The sequence below is a fragment of the Enterococcus eurekensis genome (assembly GCF_042654605.1).
GTDB lineage: Bacteria > Bacillota > Bacilli > Lactobacillales > Enterococcaceae > Enterococcus_I > Enterococcus_I eurekensis.
In genome coordinates this window covers 19284-40985 of sequence record NZ_JBHSGT010000022.1, presented here as the reverse complement: position 1 = coordinate 40985, position 21702 = coordinate 19284, and the positions used below count along the sequence as shown (strand labels likewise).

General features: G+C 37.0%; 25 protein-coding genes and 1 other annotated feature. Of the genes, 19 read left to right on the top strand and 6 right to left on the bottom strand.

Annotated elements, in window-relative coordinates; genetic code table 11:
* Positions 1-29 precede the first annotated feature (29 nt).
* From ACFO3L_RS04195 to hisC, 13 genes are all read left to right on the top strand, one after another.
* Positions 30-236, top strand: coding sequence for a hypothetical protein (locus ACFO3L_RS04195; protein WP_379964166.1), 207 nt, complete (start codon positions 30-32; stop codon positions 234-236).
* A gap of 3 nt (positions 237-239) precedes the next feature.
* Positions 240-881 carry a PfkB family carbohydrate kinase gene (locus ACFO3L_RS04190; RefSeq protein ID WP_379964164.1) on the top strand — a complete coding sequence of 214 codons (642 nt, stop codon included), beginning with the start codon at positions 240-242 and terminating at the stop codon, positions 879-881.
* Between the two features lie 165 nt (positions 882-1046).
* Positions 1047-2087, top strand: coding sequence for an aldose epimerase family protein (locus ACFO3L_RS04185; RefSeq protein WP_379964162.1), 1041 nt, complete (start codon positions 1047-1049; stop codon positions 2085-2087).
* A 155-nt stretch (positions 2088-2242) separates the two neighbouring features.
* Positions 2243-3052 (top strand): aldo/keto reductase family protein, encoded by an 810-nt coding sequence (locus ACFO3L_RS04180; protein WP_379964160.1) that lies wholly within the window; start codon positions 2243-2245, stop codon positions 3050-3052.
* A gap of 260 nt (positions 3053-3312) precedes the next feature.
* Positions 3313-4542, top strand: coding sequence for an ATP phosphoribosyltransferase regulatory subunit (gene hisZ / locus ACFO3L_RS04175; protein WP_379964158.1), 1230 nt, complete (start codon positions 3313-3315; stop codon positions 4540-4542).
* Positions 4496-5149, top strand: coding sequence for an ATP phosphoribosyltransferase (gene hisG / locus ACFO3L_RS04170; protein WP_379964156.1), 654 nt, complete (start codon positions 4496-4498; stop codon positions 5147-5149). The genes hisZ and hisG overlap by 47 nt, the downstream gene beginning before the upstream one ends.
* Complete coding sequence (gene hisD, locus ACFO3L_RS04165; protein WP_379964154.1) at positions 5146-6441, top strand: histidinol dehydrogenase; 1296 nt, start codon at positions 5146-5148, stop codon at positions 6439-6441. Before hisG ends, hisD begins: the two co-directional genes overlap by 4 nt.
* Complete coding sequence (gene hisB, locus ACFO3L_RS04160) at positions 6438-7025, top strand: imidazoleglycerol-phosphate dehydratase HisB (RefSeq protein ID WP_379964152.1); 588 nt, start codon at positions 6438-6440, stop codon at positions 7023-7025. The genes hisD and hisB overlap by 4 nt, the downstream gene beginning before the upstream one ends.
* Before the next feature lie 36 nt (positions 7026-7061).
* Positions 7062-7778 (top strand): 1-(5-phosphoribosyl)-5-[(5-phosphoribosylamino)methylideneamino]imidazole-4-carboxamide isomerase, encoded by a 717-nt coding sequence (hisA, locus tag ACFO3L_RS04155; protein ID WP_379964150.1) that lies wholly within the window; start codon positions 7062-7064, stop codon positions 7776-7778.
* On the top strand, positions 7775-8536 hold the full coding sequence (hisF, locus tag ACFO3L_RS04150) for an imidazole glycerol phosphate synthase subunit HisF (protein ID WP_379964148.1): 762 nt from the start codon (positions 7775-7777) through the stop codon (positions 8534-8536). The genes hisA and hisF overlap by 4 nt, the downstream gene beginning before the upstream one ends.
* Positions 8533-8859, top strand: a complete 327-nt coding sequence (gene hisI, locus ACFO3L_RS04145) for a phosphoribosyl-AMP cyclohydrolase (protein ID WP_379964146.1) — start codon at positions 8533-8535, stop codon at positions 8857-8859. The genes hisF and hisI overlap by 4 nt, the downstream gene beginning before the upstream one ends.
* Positions 8852-9172, top strand: a complete 321-nt coding sequence (gene hisE, locus ACFO3L_RS04140) for a phosphoribosyl-ATP diphosphatase (protein WP_379964144.1) — start codon at positions 8852-8854, stop codon at positions 9170-9172. The genes hisI and hisE overlap by 8 nt, the downstream gene beginning before the upstream one ends.
* Positions 9173-9187: 15 nt before the next feature.
* On the top strand, positions 9188-10264 hold the full coding sequence (hisC, locus tag ACFO3L_RS04135) for a histidinol-phosphate transaminase (protein ID WP_379964142.1): 1077 nt from the start codon (positions 9188-9190) through the stop codon (positions 10262-10264).
* A gap of 44 nt (positions 10265-10308) precedes the next feature.
* Here hisC and ACFO3L_RS04130 read toward each other — a convergent pair whose 3' ends face one another.
* The 4 genes from ACFO3L_RS04130 to ACFO3L_RS04115 form a co-directional block, all read right to left on the bottom strand.
* Positions 10309-10875, bottom strand: coding sequence for an NADPH-dependent FMN reductase (locus ACFO3L_RS04130; RefSeq protein WP_379964140.1), 567 nt, complete (start codon positions 10873-10875; stop codon positions 10309-10311).
* A 10-nt stretch (positions 10876-10885) separates the two neighbouring features.
* Positions 10886-11959, bottom strand: a complete 1074-nt coding sequence (locus ACFO3L_RS04125) for an LLM class flavin-dependent oxidoreductase (RefSeq protein ID WP_379964138.1) — start codon at positions 11957-11959, stop codon at positions 10886-10888.
* Between the two features lie 151 nt (positions 11960-12110).
* Entirely contained in the window at positions 12111-12668 is a 558-nt protein-coding gene (locus ACFO3L_RS04120; protein WP_379964136.1) for a chromate transporter, read from the bottom strand.
* Between the two features lies 1 nt (position 12669).
* Complete coding sequence (locus ACFO3L_RS04115) at positions 12670-13218, bottom strand: chromate transporter (RefSeq protein ID WP_379964134.1); 549 nt, start codon at positions 13216-13218, stop codon at positions 12670-12672.
* Between the two features lie 164 nt (positions 13219-13382).
* Positions 13383-13640, top strand: a binding site (T-box leader).
* Positions 13641-13775: 135 nt separating this feature from the next.
* Between ACFO3L_RS04115 and ACFO3L_RS04110 the strand changes: the two genes are divergently transcribed.
* Positions 13776-15050: an O-acetylhomoserine aminocarboxypropyltransferase/cysteine synthase family protein gene (locus ACFO3L_RS04110; protein WP_379964132.1), complete on the top strand. Its 1275-nt coding sequence runs from the start codon at positions 13776-13778 to the stop codon at positions 15048-15050.
* A 674-nt stretch (positions 15051-15724) separates the two neighbouring features.
* Positions 15725-16063, top strand: coding sequence for a zinc ribbon domain-containing protein YjdM (locus ACFO3L_RS04105; protein WP_379964130.1), 339 nt, complete (start codon positions 15725-15727; stop codon positions 16061-16063).
* A 293-nt stretch (positions 16064-16356) separates the two neighbouring features.
* Here the strand turns inward: ACFO3L_RS04105 and ACFO3L_RS04100 are convergent, their stop codons facing one another.
* Both ACFO3L_RS04100 and ACFO3L_RS04095 read right to left on the bottom strand, forming a co-directional pair.
* Positions 16357-16953: a DsbA family protein gene (locus tag ACFO3L_RS04100; protein ID WP_379964128.1), complete on the bottom strand. Its 597-nt coding sequence runs from the start codon at positions 16951-16953 to the stop codon at positions 16357-16359.
* 127 nt (positions 16954-17080) lie between these two features.
* Positions 17081-17656 (bottom strand): CYTH domain-containing protein, encoded by a 576-nt coding sequence (locus ACFO3L_RS04095; RefSeq protein WP_379964126.1) that lies wholly within the window; start codon positions 17654-17656, stop codon positions 17081-17083.
* 146 nt (positions 17657-17802) lie between these two features.
* Between ACFO3L_RS04095 and yjbM the strand changes: the two genes are divergently transcribed.
* Genes yjbM through mgtE form a run of 4 tightly spaced genes read left to right on the top strand, consistent with a single transcriptional unit; the run spans position 17803 to position 21555 of the window.
* Positions 17803-18486: a GTP diphosphokinase gene (yjbM, locus tag ACFO3L_RS04090; protein ID WP_379964124.1), complete on the top strand. Its 684-nt coding sequence runs from the start codon at positions 17803-17805 to the stop codon at positions 18484-18486.
* Positions 18474-19283 carry an NAD kinase gene (locus ACFO3L_RS04085; protein ID WP_379964122.1) on the top strand — a complete coding sequence of 270 codons (810 nt, stop codon included), beginning with the start codon at positions 18474-18476 and terminating at the stop codon, positions 19281-19283. Before yjbM ends, ACFO3L_RS04085 begins: the two co-directional genes overlap by 13 nt.
* Positions 19284-20177 carry an RluA family pseudouridine synthase gene (locus ACFO3L_RS04080; protein WP_379964120.1) on the top strand — a complete coding sequence of 298 codons (894 nt, stop codon included), beginning with the start codon at positions 19284-19286 and terminating at the stop codon, positions 20175-20177.
* Positions 20178-20193: 16 nt separating this feature from the next.
* A complete protein-coding gene (gene mgtE, locus ACFO3L_RS04075; RefSeq protein WP_379964118.1) occupies positions 20194-21555 on the top strand; it encodes a magnesium transporter in 1362 nt (453 codons plus the stop codon).
* The last annotated feature ends 147 nt before the right edge of the window (positions 21556-21702 follow it).

Below are 21702 nucleotides of genomic sequence, written 5' to 3'. Positions count from 1 at the left end.
AATAAAAAAAGTGCCGAAAGAAAATCTCTATGAGATTTTTCCATCAACACCAAATATTATACAACCATAATCTAGGAAGAGCAGCTGCCGCCAATATCCGAAAATTAAATGTATTAGATCAAGGGATTCACTATGAAGGCAACCATCTAGGCATTTACATTTTAGAGTTAGGCTACGGTGGCCGGCCTTCTGAAGTGACGTATCTTGATCGTGCTCATAGCTCATTTAATGAGTGAAAAATGACAGAAGAGATGATGGACCAAGCACTAGAAGGCGTAGATATGTTACATATTTGTGGAATTGCTTTATCGACCTCGGAGCTTTCAAAACAAAATGCTTTAGCACTTGCTAAAAAAGCATACGAAAAAGAAATTGCTATCTGTTTTGATTTTAATTTCCGTTCATCACTGAATGATGAAGAGGGGATGGCAAGTTTGGTTGCTACTTATAATATCATTCTTCCTTGGGTGACGATTGCTTTTGGTTCTTTGCGAGATTTAAAAGAATTATTGAAAATAGCTGTTGAATCAGAAGAGGCGATTGTTGAATCATTTATGCTGCAATATAATATTTCCGTCTTTGCAGGAACACATCGCCATCAAAATAATCACCAAAAACAACTTCAAGGGTTTATCTACCAAGGATCAGAAAAAATAGTATCAGAAAAAGTAACTTATGAAGTATGCGATCGAATGGGTACAGGCGATGCATTTGTTGCCGGGATACTAACAGGCTTAATTGAAAAATGGTCATTAGAAAAGACCGTCAAGTTTGGCGTTTATAGTGCGGTACTCGCTCATACAACAGTAGGAGATAGTCCTGTGTTGTCAAAATCATTTGTGTTGAATTATATGGAGAAACAAGTAGATGTGATACGTTGAACTTATAAAAATAGAAAAACCAATTGTTATTAAACAATTGGTTTTTTGCTTGAATAAATATATGGGGACGGTTACAATTGAGGAGTAATAATAAAAGTAACGACGACTGTAAATAGCGAAATCATTATAGAAAATTAAACCTAAAAAGAAAGGTGTTAGAACAAAATGAAAATTGACGTAGCAGTATTTGGTAATAATGGAGAGAAATTAATTTCTCTAACGAATAAGAAAGGTGTGACTTTGGGCATTTCTAATCATGGTGCACGAATTGTTGATTTGATTACCGACTTAGGGGAGGAACAACGTAATATTGTTTTAGGGTTTGAGTCAGCAGCAGAATATGACGAAATTGATTCCTATTTAGGTGCTTCAATCGGTCGAGTGGCTGGCCGAATTACTGGTGGAAAATTTACACTTGATGGGAAAGAGTTCCAGTTAGAAAAAAATGATGGCGATAACAATTTACATGGGGGCTTTAATAGTTTTGACCGTAAGATTTGGAACTGTGAAATCGTTGAAGGTGACGAGCAAGCGACCGTTATTTTTTCAATTGATTCACCAGATATGGAAAATGGATTCCCAGGAAATTTACAACAAAAAATTTCTTATACGTTAACGGCAGACAATCAAGTTAAAATTGATTATTGGGCACATACAGATGCAAGAACGTTGTACAATCCAACGAATCATGTTTACTTTAATTTGAATTCCCAACTAACTGAAACAATCGACAATCATCGTTTATATTTAGATAGTGATTTTTTTGGTTCGTTGACAGAAGATGTATTACCAACTGGCGAAAAAGTTGCAGTAGTTGGCACACCATTTGATTTTAACCATGCTGAAGGCCGTCTGCTTGAGCAAGGCTTTGTTAGTGACTACCAACAAAACCGCTTAGTCAATGGTTACGATCATCCATTTGTCTTTAACGAAAGTAGTGCGGATGCAATTAAAGGAACACTTTATTCACCGGATGGAAAAATTAAAATTAATCTTTATACGGATCAACCAAGTGTAGTTGTTTACACCACGAATCAATTAAACCAACCAGTTCCAATGCGTGGAAGCTCTCAGGTTCAGCATGGTGGTATCACTTTAGAAACACAGGGGCTACCTGATGCGATTAATCATGAAGGCTTTGGAAATATTATTTTAGACCCGGCTAAAGATTTTGAATCAACAACGATTTTTGAAGTTATTTTTTAATAACTACACCTCTGAATTACCATTAGTTAGGATGGAAATTCAGAGGTGTTTTTTTGTAAAGTAATCGACAGGAGTGTACCAATATTCGGTTTGCTATCATTGTGTTATACTAAAAGGGTACTAGTAAACACATTAATTGAATGGAGGGCTTTTTTATGGAGTTTTTAACACTTAATACCGGAATTCAAATTCCATATGTTGGAAGCGGAACCAATACTTTTGGCAAAGTGAATCAGCAATATGATGGAGAAATTAATGATGATACAAGTGAGTTAATGTCAGCGATTGGTGTCGGTTACCGGCATTTTGATACGGCGATTTCTTATCGTAATGAACGGGTTGTAGGACTTGCAATAAAGCAAAGTGAATTGCCTCGAGAAGACTTTTTTATTACTTCAAAAATTCCAGGACGACCAGAATTTATTTCGAGTGAAAAAGCCGTGATCGATGCAGTTGAATCAACTTTAACTGCCTTAGATAGTTCCTATGTGGATCTTTATTTAATTCATCACCCTTGGCCTAACCTTGAGGAAATGGTACTTGTTTGGAAAATATTAGAAAAATTTGTGGATGAGGGAAAAATTAAAGCACTAGGCGTGTCGAATTTTAATGAGAAACAACTGATGTACTTAATCGATCATTCACGGATTAAACCAGCAGTCAATCAAGTCGAATCAAATCCCGGGAATTGGAATCATGAAATTATTGAATTCTCATTGAAGAATCAAGTGATTCCTGAAGCGTGGGGACCGTTGAAAAAAGTGAATGAGACAACAAGAGCAACTCTTACTGAAATTGGTGAGAAGTATGATAAATCTTGGGCTCAAGTGCTACTACGTTATCAAATTGAGCGTAATGTCATAGTGATTCCAAAATCACATAATTCGAAAAGACAAAAAGAAAATCTAGCATTGTTCGATTTCTCGTTATCGAATGAAGAACGAGCAACGATTGGCAAGTTATAAAATAAGAAGAAAGCTTAGAGTAGAATCTAGGCTTTTTTATTTTTTCCGAAAGGAAGTAGTTGTGATTGTTAACTATTTTTTATTGAAAGTATCTTGAATAAAATAATTTATCATATGAAAAATTTTCAGAAAATTACGAATTTTAAGCCCAAAACGGTTTACTTTATTCGGAATAATTGCTAGTATAGTTCTAACATTATGTGAGTTTTATCATTTTAATATCTTTAATATTTAATCTAAAGTTAATGTGAGGTGTAGAAATGCAATGGAATCGTAGTTTACCAAATGGAACAAAAGATAAGTTGTTTAAGGAAGCGAGTCATAGTCATCAACTAGAAAGTTTAGTTAATCAGCATTTTGCACTACGTGGTTACCATCGAATCGAAACCCCATTAATTGAATTTGAAGAAGTGTTCTCGGCGATGGATCAAAAGGCGACGTCTCGTTATCGTTTTTTTAATGAACAAGGTCAAATTGTCGTTTTGAGACCGGATATGACTTTGCCTATTGGACGTGTGATGAGTACGACTGGGATTATCCCACCTGTGCAATTATTTTATAGTGGGAAAGTTTTTCGAGTTAATAAGGATCATTCTGGAGAATACAATGAACAATTACAAGCAGGGATGGAATTAATCGGCTATCCGTCATTAAAAGCGGAAGCGGAATGTTTAATTAATGCTGTGACTGTCTCACAAAAAAGTGGTTTAAGTGATTTTCAAATTGAATTGGGACATGCTTCCATTTACCAAACGATTGTCGAAGCGTTACAATTGTCGGCACAAGAAAAGACACGCTTCAAGTGGCTCTTACAAAGTAAAAATATGCCAGCTATGGCTTTGTTTTTGGAAAAATACGAAGCCCATCCATTATATAATTTTGTTTTGAAATTACCGAGACTTTTTGGAGATGCTGGAATTTTTGAAGAAGTGATTTCTTTAACGAATCATCCAGAAATACTGAAAGCAATCGATGAGATGAAAGACTTAATTCAACGAGTTCAACAAGTTTATCCGCGGCAAGATTTGACGGTAGATATTGGTTTAGTTCCTGAAATGAAATATTATACAGGTATTACATTTAAAGGTTATGCTGATCGCTCATCCGATGCTTTTTTTAGTGGTGGCCGTTATGACAACTTACTAACAGAGTTTTCGGTGGATACCATTGAAGCAGTCGGTTTAGTCTTTTATTTAGATCGGATGTATAGCATCTTTAATCGACAAGAAAATTCAGATGCGTTGGAAATTTCGACTTTAATTTATTTTGAAAATGATTGTTTACATCAAGCAGAACAATTAATTAGCAATCAAGCGAATAGTCGTCTAAGTTTACAAGAAACACTGGAAGAGACAATTGAATATGCAAAGCAGTGGGGAATTCCTCGTATTTTAATTGTGTCGAATGAAGGAATTGAAGAAGTCTGTTTAGCGAGTAAGGAGGATGAAAATGGCGAAGGTAAAAATTGCGTTAACCAAAGGACGGATTGAGCAAAGTACGATTCAGTTATTAGAAGAAATTGGGATTAATTGCGATTTTTTACGAAACAAAAAGCGCAAACTCGTTTTTCAAAGTCCTTATGATGATTACGAATTTATTTTAGTTAAAGCGGTCGATGTCTTGACCTATGTGCAACAAGGGGTGGCTGATATCGGGATTGTTGGTAGTGATGTTTTGTATGAAGATGAGCGTGAACCATACGAAATGCTTGATTTAGAAATTGGTCGTTGCCAGTTTTGTATCGCCTCAACGCCAGATTATGATCCTTTTGATTATCGACGTAAAATCGTAGCGACCAAATATCCACGAACTGCTGCTCGATATTTTCAAGAAAAAGGCGAAGATATTGAAATTATTAAAATTGAAGGTTCGGTAGAAATTGCCCCTTTATTGGGATTAGCCGATGCGATTGTCGATATTGTTGAAACCGGAGATACGTTACGTGAAAATGGTCTAGTGATTTTTGAAAAAATGATGCCAATCTCGACGCGTTTAATCGTTAATCCAGCTTCTTTAAAACGAAAAAAAGGAGAAGTTTGTCAGTTAGTTGACCAATTAGCTGCACATATTGCTCGCAAAAAGGAGACGGTTAAATGAAAATTATTTCAGGAGAGCTCAACGAGTTAACACGATATTTATCTGAACAAACCAATCAAGAGGCAGAGGAAAATGTTGAGGAACAAGTCAAAATAATTCTTAAAGCGGTCAAAGAAACAGGTGACACAGCCGTTATTGATTATACGGAGAAATTTGACGGCGTGACCTTATCCGATTTTAGACTTTCAAAAGAACAAATTCAAGCGGGCTACAAGCGAACTAACCCAGAAGTGGTAACAGCGTTGGAAGCTGCGAAAAAAAACATTGTTTCATTTCACCAAAAGCAAAAACAAAATGGATTTATCGATGCTGAGAAAAATGGCGTTATTCGAGGACAACTTGTTTTACCTTTAGAAACGGTTGGGATTTATGTTCCTGGAGGGACGGCGCGTTATCCGTCATCCGTTTTAATGAATGCTTTACCGGCGAAAATTGCAGGGGTCAAACGAATTGTCATGATTACACCACCGGATAAAGCGGGCTTACCGGATGCTATTTTAGCAGCGGCTACGATTTGTGGCATTGAAGAAATCTATCAAGTTGGAGGAGCGCAAGGGATAGCAGCACTGGCTTATGGTACGGCATCGATTCCTAAAGTTGATAAAATTGTTGGACCAGGAAATATTTATGTAGCAACAGCTAAAAAATTGCTTTTTGGAGAAGTAGCGATTGATATGATTGCTGGGCCTTCTGAAATTGTTGTATTGGCGGATGCTCAAGCGAATCCTAAATTTATTGCAGCCGATCTGTTATCACAAGCTGAACATGATACGTTAGCACGGGCAATTTTAATTACAACGAGTCAAGCCTTGGCTGAACGGGTCGAAAAGGAAGTTTGGCAACAACTAAAAGAACTACCACGAGCCGAAATTGCTAGGAAATCAATTGAAAATCAAAGTCATATTTTTGTAGTTAAAGATATTGAGACACAATTCGCCTTAATGAATCAAATTGCCCCGGAACATTTAGAAATTCAGATTGAAAATCCAATGGCTCATTTAAGTCGAGTTAAACATGCCGGCTCTATTTTCTTAGGTGATTATGCATCGGAACCACTGGGCGATTACTTGGCTGGTCCCAATCATGTCTTGCCAACGAGTGGAACCGCTCGTTTTTTCTCTCCGCTAGGGGTCGATGATTTTATTAAGAAGTCAGCGTTTATTTCATATACAAAAGCAGCGCTTGGCTTGGAAAAAGATGCCGTCATGACGTTAGCACGAGAAGAAGGATTAGAGGCCCATGCACGAGCGATTCAAGTACGTTTTGATGAAGAAATCGGAGGAGAAAAATGAGAGAAGCGAAGTTAGAAAGAGCAACAGCAGAAACAAAAATTGCGATATCTTTAGCATTAGATGAACGTAATCCGATTTGTGAAATTACAACAGGAGTTGGTTTTTTTGATCATATGCTAACCTTGTTTGCCCGTCATAGTCGGATTAGCTTTAAATGCCAAGCTGATGGTGATTTAGAGGTTGATAGTCACCATACAGTTGAGGATGTTGGGATTGTGATTGGTCAATGTTTGAAAGCAGCTTTGGGAACAAAGGAAAGTATTAATCGATATGGACATGAGTACGTGCCAATGGATGAAAGTTTGGGGTTTGTTGCACTTGATTTGAGTGGGCGTTCTTATTTGGTCTTCGATGCCGAATTTAGTAGTGCTAAAGTTGGCGACTTTGATACAGAATTGGTGGAGGAATTTTTTCAAGCCCTAGCATTTAATGCTGAAATGAATTTGCACTTAAAAGTTCTGTATGGAAAAAATAACCATCATAAGATTGAGGCTCTGTTTAAAGCTTTTGGTCGTGCATTAAGACAGGCGATTGAAATAAATCCGGCGATTAAAGGGGTCAATTCAACGAAAGGCGTATTATAACGAAATAAAAGCGAAAGAAAGAGGTCAAGGAATAAAATGATTATTTATCCAGCAATTGATTTGAAAGCAGGCCGTTGTGTACGGTTATATCAAGGGGATTTTGAGCAAGAAACGGTTGTGAATCCTGACCCGCTTTCTCAAGCAAAGATTTTTGAAGAAACGGGAGCCCAAGCCTTACATATTGTTGATTTAGATGGAGCATTGAGTGGGGATTTAACGAACTTTCGGGTGATTGAACAGATCCGTCAGACACTAACGATTCCGCTACAAGTTGGTGGTGGCATTCGGTCAATGGAACAGATTGCAACGTATCTTGATATTGGTGTCGAACGTGTGATTATTGGTTCTAAAGCGGTAGAAGATCCGGAGTTTGTAAAACAAGCTGTTGAAAAGTATGGTGATAAAATTGCAGTTGGGATCGACGCTAAAGAAGGACTTGTGGCAACAAGAGGTTGGGTGAGTGTTTCGAATCAAAATTATTTGGATGTTGCCACACAGATGGCCAATTTAGGCGTTCGAACAATTATTTTTACCGATATTAGTAAGGATGGCACGTTACTTGGTCCCAATTTAGAACAATTAGCAGCCATTCAAAAGCAAGTGCCGGATGTTCAAATCATCGCATCAGGAGGTATTAGTTCTCGAGCTGATTTAGAACAAGTCAAAGCATTAAATGTGTATGCTGTTATCTCAGGGAAAGCTTTATATAATGGCAATATTTCAATGAAAGACATAGTGGAGGTAGGTAGATGAGTGAAATAAAGCGTATTATTCCGTGTTTAGATGTAACTGGTGGTCGTGTTGTGAAGGGGGTAAACTTTGTTGACTTAAATGATATTGGTGACCCTGTTGAAATTGCTAAGGCTTACGTTGAAGCAGGTGCAGATGAGCTCGTCTTTTTGGATATTACGGCAACAACGGATAAGCGCAAAACGATTGTTGATTTAGTTGCAAAAACGGCGAAAAATGTGCGGATTCCTTTAACTGTAGGTGGAGGAATTGCTTCGATTGAGGATATGGAAGCTTTGTTTACTGCAGGTGTGGATAAAGTTTCAATTGGTTCGGCAGCAATTAAAACTCCCGAATTAGTTACAAAGGCAGCAGAGACTTTTGGAAAAGAAAAAATTGTGATTGCAATTGATGCTAAATATCACCCAGAGGAGCATTCATGGCATGTTTATAGTCATGGGGGACAAGTCGATACGCAAATTGATGCGGTTGCTTGGGCTAAAGAAATGGAGCAACGAGGGGCCGGTGAGATTTTATTAACAAGTATGGACGGCGATGGCGTTAAAACAGGTTATGATATCGCATTAACTAAAGCGGTTGCCGAGGCTGTGGATGTACCGGTAGTTGCTTCAGGTGGTTGTGGCAGTATTGAAGACATTCTGGCTGTTTTTAAAGAAACGAAAGCAACGGGTGCGCTCGCTGCTTCGGTCTTTCATTATGGCGAGTTAGAAATTCCAGACATTAAAACACGCTTGAAAGCAGAAGGGGTTGCCGTTTCATGAGCAAACCTAATTTTTCAAAAGGCTTGATTCCAGCGATAATTACAGATTATCAAACAAAAGAAGTCTTGATGTTAGCTTATATGAATGAAGAAAGTTATGAGAAAACGTTGGCAACAAATCGCACTTGGTTTTATTCGCGTTCACGTAAAGAGTTATGGAATAAAGGGGCGACAAGCGGACATTTTCAATATGTAAAATCAATTTATTTAGATTGTGATCAAGATACACTTTTGATTGCTGTGGAACAAATCGGAGCTGCTTGTCATACAGGAGCAAAAACGTGTTTCTTCGAAAAAATAAAAGAGGTGACTCCAAATGGATAGCTTGACGGATTTATATCAAGAAATAAATGAGCGGCAGCAAAAACCGAAAACGGGCTCTTATACAGCGTATTTATTTGAAAAAGGCTTGGATAAGATTTTAAAAAAAGTCGGCGAAGAAAGTACGGAAGTGGTGATAGCAGCTAAAAATCAAGACAATGCTGAGTTGGTTGCTGAGAGTGCGGATTTACTCTATCATCTACTCGTTTTGTTCGTCCAACAAGGGGTATCTTTGGCGGAAATTGAGGAAGAATTGGTTCGACGTCAAGGGCTTGTCAGTCAAACAAAAGAACGCCGAACAATTGATGATTTATAGAAAGGTCGTAAAAAGATGCAAGAAAAAGGAACTTTAGCAAGTTTAAGTCCGTACGTCCCCGGCAAACCAATTGCGGACGTTCAAGCAGAGTATGGTTTAGAAAAAGTCGTGAAATTGGCATCGAATGAAAATCCTTTTGGTTCATCGAAACAAGTTCAAACCGCTTTAGCTGAGGCTCTAACTAGCTTAGAATATTATCCAGATGGTGGAGCAAAAGCGCTTAAAAAGGCGATTGCGAATTTTCACCAGATTTCAGAAGAGAAAATTGTTGTCGGCTCAGGTTTAGATGATGTAATTCAAATTATTTCACGAGCTACTTTAAGTGTAGGTGATGAGATTATTGTGGCGGATCCGACTTTTTCACAATATGAACTACACGCAACTGTTGAAGGGGCAACGGTAATTAAAGTACCGGTTGATTCAAAGACAGGCCAAATGGATTTAGCAGGAATGTTAGCCGCGATTACCTCAAAAACAAAAATTATTTGGTTATGCAATCCGAATAATCCGACAGGAACGTATTTGCCACAATCAGTAATTCAAAACTTTGTAGCTCAAGTACCAAGTGACATTTTAGTCATTAGTGATGAAGCTTATCAAGAATATGTAACGATTGAGGAAATTTCAACGAGTCTACCTTTATTAGCGGATTATCCAAATTTAATCGTGTTGCGAACTTTTTCAAAAGCTTATGGTTTGGCTGCTTTAAGGATTGGTTATGCGATTTTATCTGAACAGTTTAAGCGTCCATTTGAAATCGTCCGTTTACCATTTAACACGAGTACGCTAGCCCAAGTTGGCGCAATTAGCGCATTGGCGGATCAAGCATTTATTCAAAAGACGGTATCAACGAATGCCAGTGAACGAGAAAAATGGGAGGGTTTTTTAACGCAAGCCGAAGTGGATTACTATCTTTCTCAAGCCAATTTTGTTTTTTTTGAAACAAAACAAGATAGTAAAAAACTAGCCGAAAAATTAATGCAAGCCGGTTATATTGTTCGAGCAGGTTTAAGAGATCAATGGTTACGAGTGACGATAGGCTATCCAGAAGATAACCAGAAGTTAAGGGATATTTTAACAACGATTTGGTGAAAAAAGTTCCGATACAGCATTCATTTGCTGAATCGGAACTTTTTTTAAAAATCGTAAGAATCTTCCTGAGCTTGCCAAACTTGTTGGTATGCTCTCGTTAAAACGATCGCATCTTCAATTAATTTATCAATCCGGAATAAAACGTCATCGTTGGTGATTTCTGCTTGATAGAAGTCTTTATCTTCAATAAAGACGTAATTCGCAACAAGATTTCCTTTCATATAGTTAATGATAGGTTTTAATTGCATTTCAGCAACTAAGAAGTGTTTCGGTGAACCAGCCGTCATCGCGATTCCAATAATTTTTTGTTCAAAAGCGCTTTGCGGTAATAAATCAAAGACATTTTTTAATGTTGCTGGAATCGAAGCTTGAAAGGTCGGTGAGCCGATTAGAATCATATCGGCTTCCATTAAAGTTGTTGTTACATGTAGCGTATCACCAGAGTAATCAAGGTAATTACGGCCATCACTAAATTCAACTGAAAGTTCTTTTAAATCGATTAAGGTTAGTTCATCTTCAGGATATTGTGCTACTATTTTATTTTGAATAATTTTCATTGTTGTTTGGGTTTTTGAACCGACAATCGATCCAGAAAGCAACGCAATTTTCATATTTATTAACCTACTTTGCAGTATATTTTTTAACAGCTGGTAAAATTTCATTCCCAATGAGTTCAATATTTTTCATAACTTTATCAAAAGGTACACCACCGAAGTCAAGCTGTGCGATGTAACGTTGGTGACCGAATAATTCATGTTGGTACAATATTTTTTCGATAATTTCTTGTGGTGAACCGACGTTTAAAATACTACGTGGGTCTTTGGAATGAACGAAAGCTTGTTTCGGAAAGCCTTGGCCGTTTGATAAACGCATACCTTCATTAACATGTGGGTAAAATTCACGCATGGCATCTTGTGTCGTATCTGCGACATAGAATAGTCCAGCAGTTGAAATAGGTAAACTTGCTGGATCATAACCAGCTTCAGCGGCAGATTGGCGATACGTATCAATTGTATATTTAAATGATTGAGCAGCACCTGCTAAGTGCGCCATATACATTGGTACACCGGCGCGTCCCGCACGAACGGCGCTTCCAGGTCCACCACCAACAGCTCGCCAGATTGGCAACTGGCCATCTAATGGTCGAGGTAAAACATGGGCATTACGAAGAGGCGCACGGAATTTCCCTTCCCAATTAATGTATTCACTTTGATTTAGTTTTAGTAATAGATCAAATTTTTCTTCAAATAATTCTTCATAATCAGCTAAATCGTAACCCAGTAGTTCAAATAAACCAACACGAGAAGCACGACCACCAACTAGCTCTACACGACCATTTGACATTAAATCAATTGTTGAAAAGTTCTCAAAAATACGAACAGGGTCAGAAGTACTAACAATTGTTGCACCACTTGAAATAGTGATTTTTTCAGTTGCTTCTGCAATCATTGCCAAAACGATGGCATGTGCTTGAGTGACGAAATGATCTTGGTGACTTTCACCGACCATGAAGGCATCCAAACCAGCTTGTTCGGTTAAAATAGCCATTTCTTTAATGTTTTTTAAGCGGGTTTCTGCTGATAAAATTTCCCCAGTATGAGGATTTTTAATATGGTCACCTAATGTATAAATTCCAAATTCAATTCCTTTTGATTCATCAAATTTAGGAATAAAGTTTAATTTATCTCTAGTCATGCTTCTACACGTCCTTAATCATTTTGTTAGTAGCCATAGAATAAAACAAAATTGAACTTCTTGCAAATAATTGAATTTATCTCGAAATCGTAACAAGTTAATCCGAAGAAAAAGCGAGTGGATAATTGCCACTCGCTTCTTACTTAATTTGTTATGTATATAGAAAAAATCCAAGAAGACCAGTCACTATTAATATGATGATCGGATTTAGTTGCCACTTTCTTAGAGCCCAAAGAACGGCTAGGAAAATTAGAAAAGCTAGCCAGTTAATAGTAGATAATTGAATGTTAAAATCCATGTTCCCAAAAAAAGCAATGGATAAAATCGATAAAGAGGCAGAGGCGATTAAGCCAATAGCAACAGCTTCTAGGCCATTAAAAATGTGTTTAATTCTAGTAGAATCTTTATTTTTTTGAAAAAAGTGATACAGAGCAATGGCGATAATACAACCAGAAATAACCGCACTAACGGTTGCAATAAAAGCGCCTAAAAGATTAGAAACTTGCAGGCCAACGAAGGTTGAACTATTGACGGCTAATGGTCCAGGTGTCATTTGAGAAATTGTAATGATATCTGTAAATTCTTTGGTTGTGAGCCACTGATTTTCAACGACTAGTATTTTTTGAATGAGCGAAATTGTTGCATAACCACCACCAATACTGAATAAACCGATTTGGAAAAAATAGAAAGCAAGTAACAGATAAATCATGCTATTTTTCACCTCCGGAATCTCTAAGGAGGAAAAGCATTAGTAAGATGGTTCCAGCGATGAGAAGCATTGGGTGTAGATTAAAGAAATAGTTTAAAACAAAGCTTACAATCGGAATAATAAGTAAAACCTTTTGTGATTTTTTAGCGATTTGTTGAAACATCGTAATCACTAAATCGACAATAATTGCTGCAACACCGGCTTCCATTCCTCTTAAGACACCATTGACCATGGGATTCGTCGCAAAGGCAGAATAGCTATAAGAAACAATCGATAAAATAATGAATGAAGGAAGAATTCCTGCCAACCCACTAACAATTGCTCCCGTTTTTTTATTAATCCGATAGCCAACAAGTACAGCTAAATTAATCGCAATCGCACCAGGAGAGGTTTGCGAGATGGTTGCCAGTTCATACAATTCGTCTTTTGAGAGGTAGTTCTTTTGAATGACAAAATATTTCTCCATCATCGGAATCACGACGTATCCGCCACCAAAGGTAAACATGCTAATGAAAAAATTAATGAGAAATAATTCTTTGTTTTTAGTCAAAAAATCATCCTTTCCTTAATAATATCAACTTTAATTATACCATTAAAACCCTTATAAAATAAGGAATTTAACGTTTTTTCTGACTATTGATAAAAAAGATTATTATTGAACTTGACAAAAATGATAAATGAGATTATTATGAGTTTATGATTAAATTTAAATAATTAAACGCGTAGAAAAAGAAAGTAAAATTATGTCGAATTTCTAACAGAGAACCTTGGTAGCTGAGAAGAGGTGAAAGGAAACGAATTTGAAAATGGCTTTTGAGCGGGTGTCTCGAGAATATTATTTTTAGAGATACACGGAAATTCCCGTTAGAAAAATCACAGTGTCGCATAAGTATGCCGCACTGGAAGATGAGGTAAAAGTAGGAATGCTTTTATGAATTAAGGTGGTACCATGTATGTTTATACATCCTTAGAAGAGAAAAACTCTTCTAGGGATTTTTTTGTTTTTAATCAAGAATAAGGAGGATATAAAATCAATTAAGCAACTTAAACAGGATTTGGAAAATACAACTAAATTAAAGACAAACACTCAAAAGGAGAACGATAATTATGACAGAAAAGTTTGAAACGATTCAATTACACGGTGGACAAACCATTGATCAAGATACTGGAAGTCGAGCAGTTCCGATATACCAAACAGCAGCCTTCGTTTTCGAAGATGCCGAGCAAGCCGCTAATCGCTTTGCCTTATCGGAAGGTGGCAATATTTATTCACGGATAACGAATCCAACGAATGATGTCTTAGAGCAACGTTTAGCTTTGTTAGAAGGTGGTGTGGGTGCTTTAGCAACTGCGTCTGGCTCAGCCGCAATTACTTATGCAATTCAAAATATTGCTAAAAACGGTGATCATATTGTTTCTGCAACTAGTATTTATGGTGGTACATATAATTTGTTTTCACATACGTTACCTGATTTTGGTATTACAACCACTTTTGTTGATGGGGAGGACCCAGAAAATTTCCGTCAAGCGATTCAAGAGAACACAAAAGCTATTTTTGTTGAATCTTTAGGTAATCCGGATATTGCGATTTTAGAATTAGAAAAAATTGTTGAAATTGCGCATGAAGCTGGTATTCCAGTAATTGTTGATAATACTTTTGCCACACCGTATTTATTTAAACCGTTTGACTATGGTGCGGATATTGTTGTCTATTCAACAACAAAGTATATTAGCGGTCACGGTGTCACACTGGGTGGCGCGATTGTCGATTCGGGAAATTTTGATTGGACGAATGGAAAGTTCCCACGCCTCGTTGAACCAGATCCGAGTTATCATGGCGTTTCTTGGGTTGAGGCAGCTGGAAAAGCAGCGTATATTACTCGTGCCCGGACAATTATTTTACGAGACACAGGAGCATCAGCGGCGCCCTTTAACTCATGGTTAACTTTATTAGGGCTAGAAACATTGTCACTTCGCCTTGAAAGACACGTTGAAAATGCACAAAAAGTTGCGGAATTTTTAGAAAGTCATTCTAAAATTGCTTGGGTCAGCTACCCAGGATTAAAGAGTAGTAAATATTATGATTTAGGGCAAAAATATTTTCCTAAAGGAGCAAGTGCGATTTTCACCGTGGGATTAAAAGGTGGAGCACAAGCAGGAAAAAAACTAATTGATGAAACAAAAATATTCTCATTGTTAGCCAATGTCGGTGATGCAAAGTCATTAATTATTCATCCAGCTTCAACGACGCACTCACAATTATCAGAAGAAGAATTAGCCGCCGCAGGAATTAAACCAGAAGCGGTTCGCCTTTCGGTCGGTATCGAAAATATTAATGACCTAATCAATGACCTCGCACAAGCACTAGAAACAATTGGCTGAGACTATGAATTAAAATTAAATAATCAAGTGATCCTTTCCATTCATTTTTGGAGAGGTTTTTTTAATGGTTAAGTGGTCTGAAATGTTGATTTCAGTGGGTTTTGTGTAAAAATGTCCTTGTAAAATGAAATGGGATAGGCTAGTCTGTACGTGTAAGAAGACTCTCAATTTTTTAGATAAAAGACAAGCAGAAAAAGAATTTTTATTAGACAAACATCAATACGTGCCATCATATTCGCAGGAAACAAGAGAAGTTATTTTAGCACATTTTCGTTCAATCATTAGTCATTATGTAAATTATTTAGTAAATGGATCAGCAATTGAGTGTTATTGGAAATGATAGCTGAAATATACATATCTTATGGGAGATAAAGGCCGCTTAGATTTGGGGGCAAAAAATGTGCCGTTGATGTCGATGGTATTTGCTCGTTATTAAATGGCGTCAATTGACAACTGAATTTAAATGATAGTTTGTTTATTAATTTTTTTGATATCGTTTGAGTCACCAGTTTTTCTGCCTAGCATGAATGAGATAGGACTTATTATGTCCGATTAAAATGGAAAAATAACATTATCTAATTTGCTTATTTGATGGACTGGAATGAACCTTTAAAGCATGCTATAGTAGTTAGTAAATAACACGGCAAGGTGCTAATAGAGAGGGAGCAGATAAAATGGCAACATTACCAAATTGTCCACAGTGTCAATCGGAGTATACTTACGAGGATCGCGGACTTTTCATTTGTCCAGAATGTGGACACGAATGGTCAGGTGAAGAAGTTTCTGAAAAGGAAGCAGAATTTATCGTCAAAGATATTAATGGTAATCAATTAGCTGACGGAGATAGTGTCACAATTATGAAAGATTTAAAAGTAAAAGGTGCACAAGGCCCTTTAAAAATGGGGACAAAAGTAAAGAATATTGGTCTTGTTGATAGTGATCATAATATTGATTGTAAAATTGATGGTTTTGGCCCGATGAAATTAAAATCAGAGTTTGTAAAAAAGCTTTAATAATTGTCTTAAAGCCTTATTTTATCCGCTTTTCTTCGTGATAAAATAAGGCTTTTTCTATTTCTGGAAATCATTGAAATTGATTTGAAAAAAATCGTTTGAAAGGGAATTTTTACTTTCTTGAACTATGGTAATATTTAAGATGACATGCAAATAAATGAACCAAGGATATTCAAAAATAATAGGACTTCACACTTTGCGTATCCCTTACCCGATGCGGTCAATACAGTGATTAAAATTGAATTGAAAGATTAAAAAAATGGCCTCGTCTGAAAAAAAGACGAGGCTATTTCTTAGTTATAAGCTTTATTTTTTTGTTTCGAAGCATTTAAAGGACAATGAGGTTGTAGATAATTTAATTGTGGAATTTGTTGGATTGTTTCAGAGCCTTCAATTAACAAGCCAGCTCCTTCATGGGTACAATTATATACAACGGCACTGGTTTCGCAACTAATGTGAAAATTTCTTGCCGTTTGTTGGTCATTCCAAAAAAGCTCTTTGACAAGTTCAGATGAGCGATCTTCTAAAAACATCGAATAGTCGCCATGCTTTGTAAAAAAATTTTCCACGACGGATTCACAGTAGGGTTGTTTAGTCGCTAAAATTTCGTATTGTGCAGTTAATAAAAACTCACGCGCGATCTTTTTTCCTTGAATCTGAGCTGCTTTAAAATCGAGCGCCATTTTATAAGCGAGATTCATATACGTATTCCGCACTTCTAATGGGATACGTTGAAAAGCTAGTGCCGCAGTAACCGATTTTTGATTGACGATAGGTAAGATAGTTAAATTGATTTTTTCAGTACTGTCGTTGGAAAAAGCAAGTAAGGTTTCTTCTGCCTCAACGGAGCGTCTGTCTAGTGGATTGACGAACAGATAAATCTCGATCAATGGATAAACCCCCAAATGTTTTTTGATGAATGCCATCATCTATAGTGAACAAAAGCGAGCAAAGTGTCGGGCTGTTATTCATTGAAACTTTAACAGATTCTCTCAAAAAATAGAAATAAAACACCTCTTATTGATTTTTAATTGCTCTGATGATTTTATTTTCACTTGGAATTTGAGTAATATTAAACCTAGCCAAAAACTCTTCAAAATCATGTTTTCCTTGTGCTTCATTGGTTACTTCAAGCTCTAATTCATAATCATGTGCTTGGCCATACCAACTTTCATCGAGTGCTAACAAGCCAATGGGCAGTTGAATTTCATAGCGTTTGGTTCGCAAGCGAGCGACGGGCTGTAGTGTTTCAGTAGAAATATCGTGTGATTCCAAAGCAGCGGCAACGGCTCCATTTTTTAGAATACTTTTTGTTTCTATAAGAGTGTCTAGTTGTTCAGCGGATAAATAATCGGTGATTTCTAATAAACCTAACCCATCCGTCGGACACTTCAACGTTAATTCTCCATCTTTTTCAAATTGACGAATTCGTAAACCGAATCGTTTTTGACGAAGCTTTTGATCGGGTGTGTCAAAGTAAATATTTGTTTGATCAATAAATGATTGTTTGTCTAATTGGTAGTGTTGATAGATTTTTTGGTAATCATTGGCACTTAAAAGGGTTTTGAATTCAATCTCAAGTTCTTGTGTCATAATTAGCCTCCATTCAATGAGTTCTAACGTATTGTATCGCATATTTCTAAAAAAAGAAAAGAAGGTTTTATCAGAAGGCTAAAGATTTTAGCTAAACTGTGATAAAATAGGGTAGAATCTGAGTTGAAAGACAAGAGGGATGGAAAATGGAGAGAAATTGGGATTTATTTTTAGCACCGTACGAGCAAACTGTTTCAGAGTTGAAAGTAAAGCTCAGAGGCATTCGAAAACAGTTTCGGGAGACAAATCAACACGTGCCCATTGAATTTGTGACAGGTCGAGTCAAACCAGTAGATAGTATTTTGGCGAAATCGAGTTTAAGAAAGATTCCTCTTGAACGATTAGAAGAAGAAATGTCCGATATTGCTGGTTTACGAATAATGTGTCAATTTGTTGATGATATTTATCATGTCGTTCAATTGCTAAGAAATCGCAAAGATATGCAAATTATCATTGAACGCGATTATATCGAAAATAAAAAAGAGAGTGGTTACCGCTCATACCATTTAATTGTTGAGTATCCCGTACAGTTACTTGAAGGCGAAAAAAAGATTTTAGCCGAGATTCAAATTCGAACGTTGTCGATGAATTTCTGGGCAACGATTGAACATTCATTAAACTATAAGTACCAAGGTGACTTTCCAGTCGAAATTAGTGAACGGTTGCGTCGAGCAGCAGAGGCCGCGTATCAATTGGATGAAGAGATGTCAAATATTCGTGTTGAAATTCAGGAAGCACAACGCTTATTCTCACATGGAAAGGGAACGAGTGATGATACGAATTATCGAACGGCTGCAGAATGGGGTGAAACGAAGGGATGGAATCCTTAAAAGTTGCATTGGTCTATAATCAAGTTGCACAATCAGTTGCTGCGGCTGAAAAATTAAAAAAATTACTCGTCGCTTCAGGTAATACTTTGGATCAAGAAAATCCGGATATCGTGATTTCGATTGGTGGCGATGGTACATTACTATCAGCTTTCCACCTATATATTCATCGTTTAGACCATGTCCGTTTTTTAGGTGTTCACACGGGTCATTTAGGTTTTTATACAGATTGGCGTGATTATGAGTTAGAAGAAATGGTTGATTCTCTTTGTAGCAATCAAGAGGAAAATGTCAGTTATCCACTGCTTGATATTGTTATTCGCTATCGTGATGGACGAGCAGATAAACACTTTTTTGCATTAAATGAATCAACGATTAAAAGTTTACATCGCACGATGGTTGCTGATGTTTATATTAAAGAAGAGTTATTTGAACGTTTCCGTGGCGATGGTGTTTCAATCTCGACGCCAACCGGTTCAACGGCTTACAATAAAAGTATTGGTGGAGCCGTGCTTCATCCAAGTATTGAAGCGATGCAACTGACGGAAATTGCTTCACTAAATAACCGTGTTTTTCGTACGGTTGGTTCCCCGTTAGTGATTTCAAAAGATGATTGGGTTGAAGTTCGTTTACCGAAAGGTGGCGAATTTATTGTAACCGTCGATCAATTTAGTGTGCAACAAGCGGATATTGCTTCGGTCTATTATCGTGTTGCACCAGATAAAATACGCTTTGCCTCCTACCGCCATATGAATTTTTGGCATCGTGTAAGGGAAGCTTTTATTGGAGATTTGAATTAGATGAAATTTCATTACGCATTTAGTAAAAATGAGCAACAACAAATCAAATTTTTTTTAAAAGAGCAAGGAGTCTCTAAAAAACTCTTGGCAAAAATTAAATTTCACGGTGGGCAAATTTTAGTCAATGACGAAGAACGCAATGTTTTGCATTGGTTGCAGTCTGGTGAAATGGTCACAATTGTGATTCCAGATGAAGGCGAACATGAAACACTGAAAATTGATGAGACACCAATCGAAATAGTCTTTGAAGATGAGCATTTATTAATTGTGAATAAACCATCTGGGGTGTCATCGATTCCGGCGCAATACCATCCAAATTATACGATGGCTAATCGGGTCAAAGCGTATTATAAGAGACAAAACTATGTGAACCAGGTTGTCCATGTTGTGACGCGTCTTGATCGAGACACATCCGGTCTGATGGTGTTTGCTAAACACGGTTTTGCCCATTCAAGGCTAGATGAACAATTAAGAAACCGTACGTTTCATAAAAAATACAAAGCTTTAATTACGGGAGAAATGACCGAACTAATGGCGCATGCTATTTTTAAACAACCAATCGGTCGCGATTTGAGCTCAATTATTAAGCGCCAAGTCACTATTGCCGGGCAATCAGCAGAAACTGAGTATTGGTTAGCTAAAAAAAATCATGAAGTTGCACTTGTCGATATTCAGCTACACACAGGAAGAACACATCAAATTCGAGTGCATTTTTCAGCCAATGGCTATCCATTAATTGGCGATGAATTATATGGTGGTCGAATGGATTTAGGTATTGAACGTCAAGCGCTACACTGCTTTGATTTAAAATTTACTCATCCATTCACACAAGAACAACTCCATTTTCAACAACCGCTTCCAGCCGACATGGAAGCCATTCAACGAATACTTTAAGAAAGGGGTGGGAAAGATGGATGAAAACCAAGAATTAGCATTGAGTTTTTCTAAAATCAAACAGTATTTAGCAACAAATCAAATTCAAGAATTTAGAGATAGTTTCTTAGATCTCCATTTATATGAGCAAGGTGAGTTTTATCAGTCGTTGACACAAGAAGAACGCGTCCATCTTTACTCTTATCTTTCACCTAAAGAAGTCGCCGATGCTTTTGACTTAATTGAAGAAGATAAAGAGACGATGACTGATTATTTATCTGAAATGCGGCCAAGCTACGCAGCAGCAATGTTGTCAGCGATGTATACGGATAACGCAGTCGATTTTTTAAACTTACTAGGAAAAAAAGAAACAGCAAAATATTTAAGCTTAATGTCAAACGAAGAGGCTGCTGAAATTAAAGAACTCTTGCATTATGAGGACGATACAGCAGGTTCCATCATGACAACGGAATACGTTTCAATTGTAGCCAATCAGACTGTTCGTTCAGCAATGCACGTTTTAAAAGGTGAAGCAGATTTTGCAGAAACGATTTACTATATTTACGTTGTGAATCAAGAAAATCAATTAGTTGGTGTTATTTCATTGAGAGATTTAATTATCAATGATGATGATACGCTAATTAGTGAGATTATGAGTGAACGGGTTATCTCTGTCCACGTGGGCGATGACCAATTTGACGTTGCACAAACATTCCGTGATTATGATTTCTTAGCTTTACCAGTAACGGACTATGATGACCATTTGTTAGGGATTGTGACGGTCGATGATATCATTGATGTTATTGATGATGAGGCGACTAGTGATTACTCGGGATTAGCTGGGGTTAACGTGGAAGAAGTCAGCGAAGCACCATTAAAGGCAGCCGCACGTCGCTTACCGTGGCTAATTACCCTTTTATTTTTAGGAATGGCAACTGCCACTTTAATTGGAGAATATGAAGAATTGGTTAGTGAAGCTAGTATTTTAGCCGTTTTTATTTCACTTATTACCGGAACTGCCGGAAATGCTGGAACACAATCACTAGCCGTTGCAGTCCGTCGTTTAGCAATGAATGATTCCAAGAGTAATACTTTTATTCGCGTTATTATCTCGGAAGTTTTAACGGGATTAATTACGGGGTTAATTACGGGGCTAACGATTTTTATCATTGTTTCTATTTGGAAAGGTAACCCAATACTAGGAGCAGTGATTGGATTTGCAATGATGGCAGCCATTACCGTTGCTAATTTAGCAGGTAGTTTTATCCCAATGTTAATGGATCGTTTAGGTTTTGATCCTGCGGTAGCAAGTGGACCCTTTATTACAACATTGAGTGACTTAACCAGTGTTTTGATTTATTTTAATATTGCGAGTTTATTTATGAGTTCTTTTATATGAGTGTTTGTTAAAAAAATTAGATTTAAGAATCAAGTAACAGTCTTTTAAAGTAGAGAGGATGTATCTCAGACCCCTACTTTAAAAGGCTGTTTTCGTGTGTGTTTTCTACATGATTTTTTGAAGGACGTGCTAAAATAAAGGCAAGAA

Coding starts and splice junctions, on each gene's coding strand:
- hisZ (WP_379964158.1), top strand. CDS start 3,313: ATGCAATGGAATCGTAGTTTACCAAATGGAACAAAAGATAAGTTGTTT.
- ACFO3L_RS04130 (WP_379964140.1), bottom strand. CDS start 10,875: ATGAAAATTGCGTTGCTTTCTGGATCGATTGTCGGTTCAAAAACCCAA.
- ACFO3L_RS04125 (WP_379964138.1), bottom strand. CDS start 11,959: ATGACTAGAGATAAATTAAACTTTATTCCTAAATTTGATGAATCAAAA.
- hisI (WP_379964146.1), top strand. CDS start 8,533: ATGAGCAAACCTAATTTTTCAAAAGGCTTGATTCCAGCGATAATTACA.
- ACFO3L_RS04110 (WP_379964132.1), top strand. CDS start 13,776: ATGACAGAAAAGTTTGAAACGATTCAATTACACGGTGGACAAACCATT.
- ACFO3L_RS04080 (WP_379964120.1), top strand. CDS start 19,284: ATGAAATTTCATTACGCATTTAGTAAAAATGAGCAACAACAAATCAAA.
- ACFO3L_RS04185 (WP_379964162.1), top strand. CDS start 1,047: ATGAAAATTGACGTAGCAGTATTTGGTAATAATGGAGAGAAATTAATT.
- mgtE (WP_379964118.1), top strand. CDS start 20,194: ATGGATGAAAACCAAGAATTAGCATTGAGTTTTTCTAAAATCAAACAG.
- ACFO3L_RS04105 (WP_379964130.1), top strand. CDS start 15,725: ATGGCAACATTACCAAATTGTCCACAGTGTCAATCGGAGTATACTTAC.
- ACFO3L_RS04195 (WP_379964166.1), top strand. CDS start 30: ATGAGATTTTTCCATCAACACCAAATATTATACAACCATAATCTAGGA.
- ACFO3L_RS04120 (WP_379964136.1), bottom strand. CDS start 12,668: ATGATTTATCTGTTACTTGCTTTCTATTTTTTCCAAATCGGTTTATTC.
- yjbM (WP_379964124.1), top strand. CDS start 17,803: ATGGAGAGAAATTGGGATTTATTTTTAGCACCGTACGAGCAAACTGTT.
- ACFO3L_RS04095 (WP_379964126.1), bottom strand. CDS start 17,656: ATGACACAAGAACTTGAGATTGAATTCAAAACCCTTTTAAGTGCCAAT.
- hisB (WP_379964152.1), top strand. CDS start 6,438: ATGAGAGAAGCGAAGTTAGAAAGAGCAACAGCAGAAACAAAAATTGCG.
- hisE (WP_379964144.1), top strand. CDS start 8,852: ATGGATAGCTTGACGGATTTATATCAAGAAATAAATGAGCGGCAGCAA.
- hisF (WP_379964148.1), top strand. CDS start 7,775: ATGAGTGAAATAAAGCGTATTATTCCGTGTTTAGATGTAACTGGTGGT.
- hisC (WP_379964142.1), top strand. CDS start 9,188: ATGCAAGAAAAAGGAACTTTAGCAAGTTTAAGTCCGTACGTCCCCGGC.
- hisA (WP_379964150.1), top strand. CDS start 7,062: ATGATTATTTATCCAGCAATTGATTTGAAAGCAGGCCGTTGTGTACGG.
- ACFO3L_RS04180 (WP_379964160.1), top strand. CDS start 2,243: ATGGAGTTTTTAACACTTAATACCGGAATTCAAATTCCATATGTTGGA.
- hisG (WP_379964156.1), top strand. CDS start 4,496: ATGAAAATGGCGAAGGTAAAAATTGCGTTAACCAAAGGACGGATTGAG.
- ACFO3L_RS04190 (WP_379964164.1), top strand. CDS start 240: ATGACAGAAGAGATGATGGACCAAGCACTAGAAGGCGTAGATATGTTA.
- hisD (WP_379964154.1), top strand. CDS start 5,146: ATGAAAATTATTTCAGGAGAGCTCAACGAGTTAACACGATATTTATCT.
- ACFO3L_RS04085 (WP_379964122.1), top strand. CDS start 18,474: ATGGAATCCTTAAAAGTTGCATTGGTCTATAATCAAGTTGCACAATCA.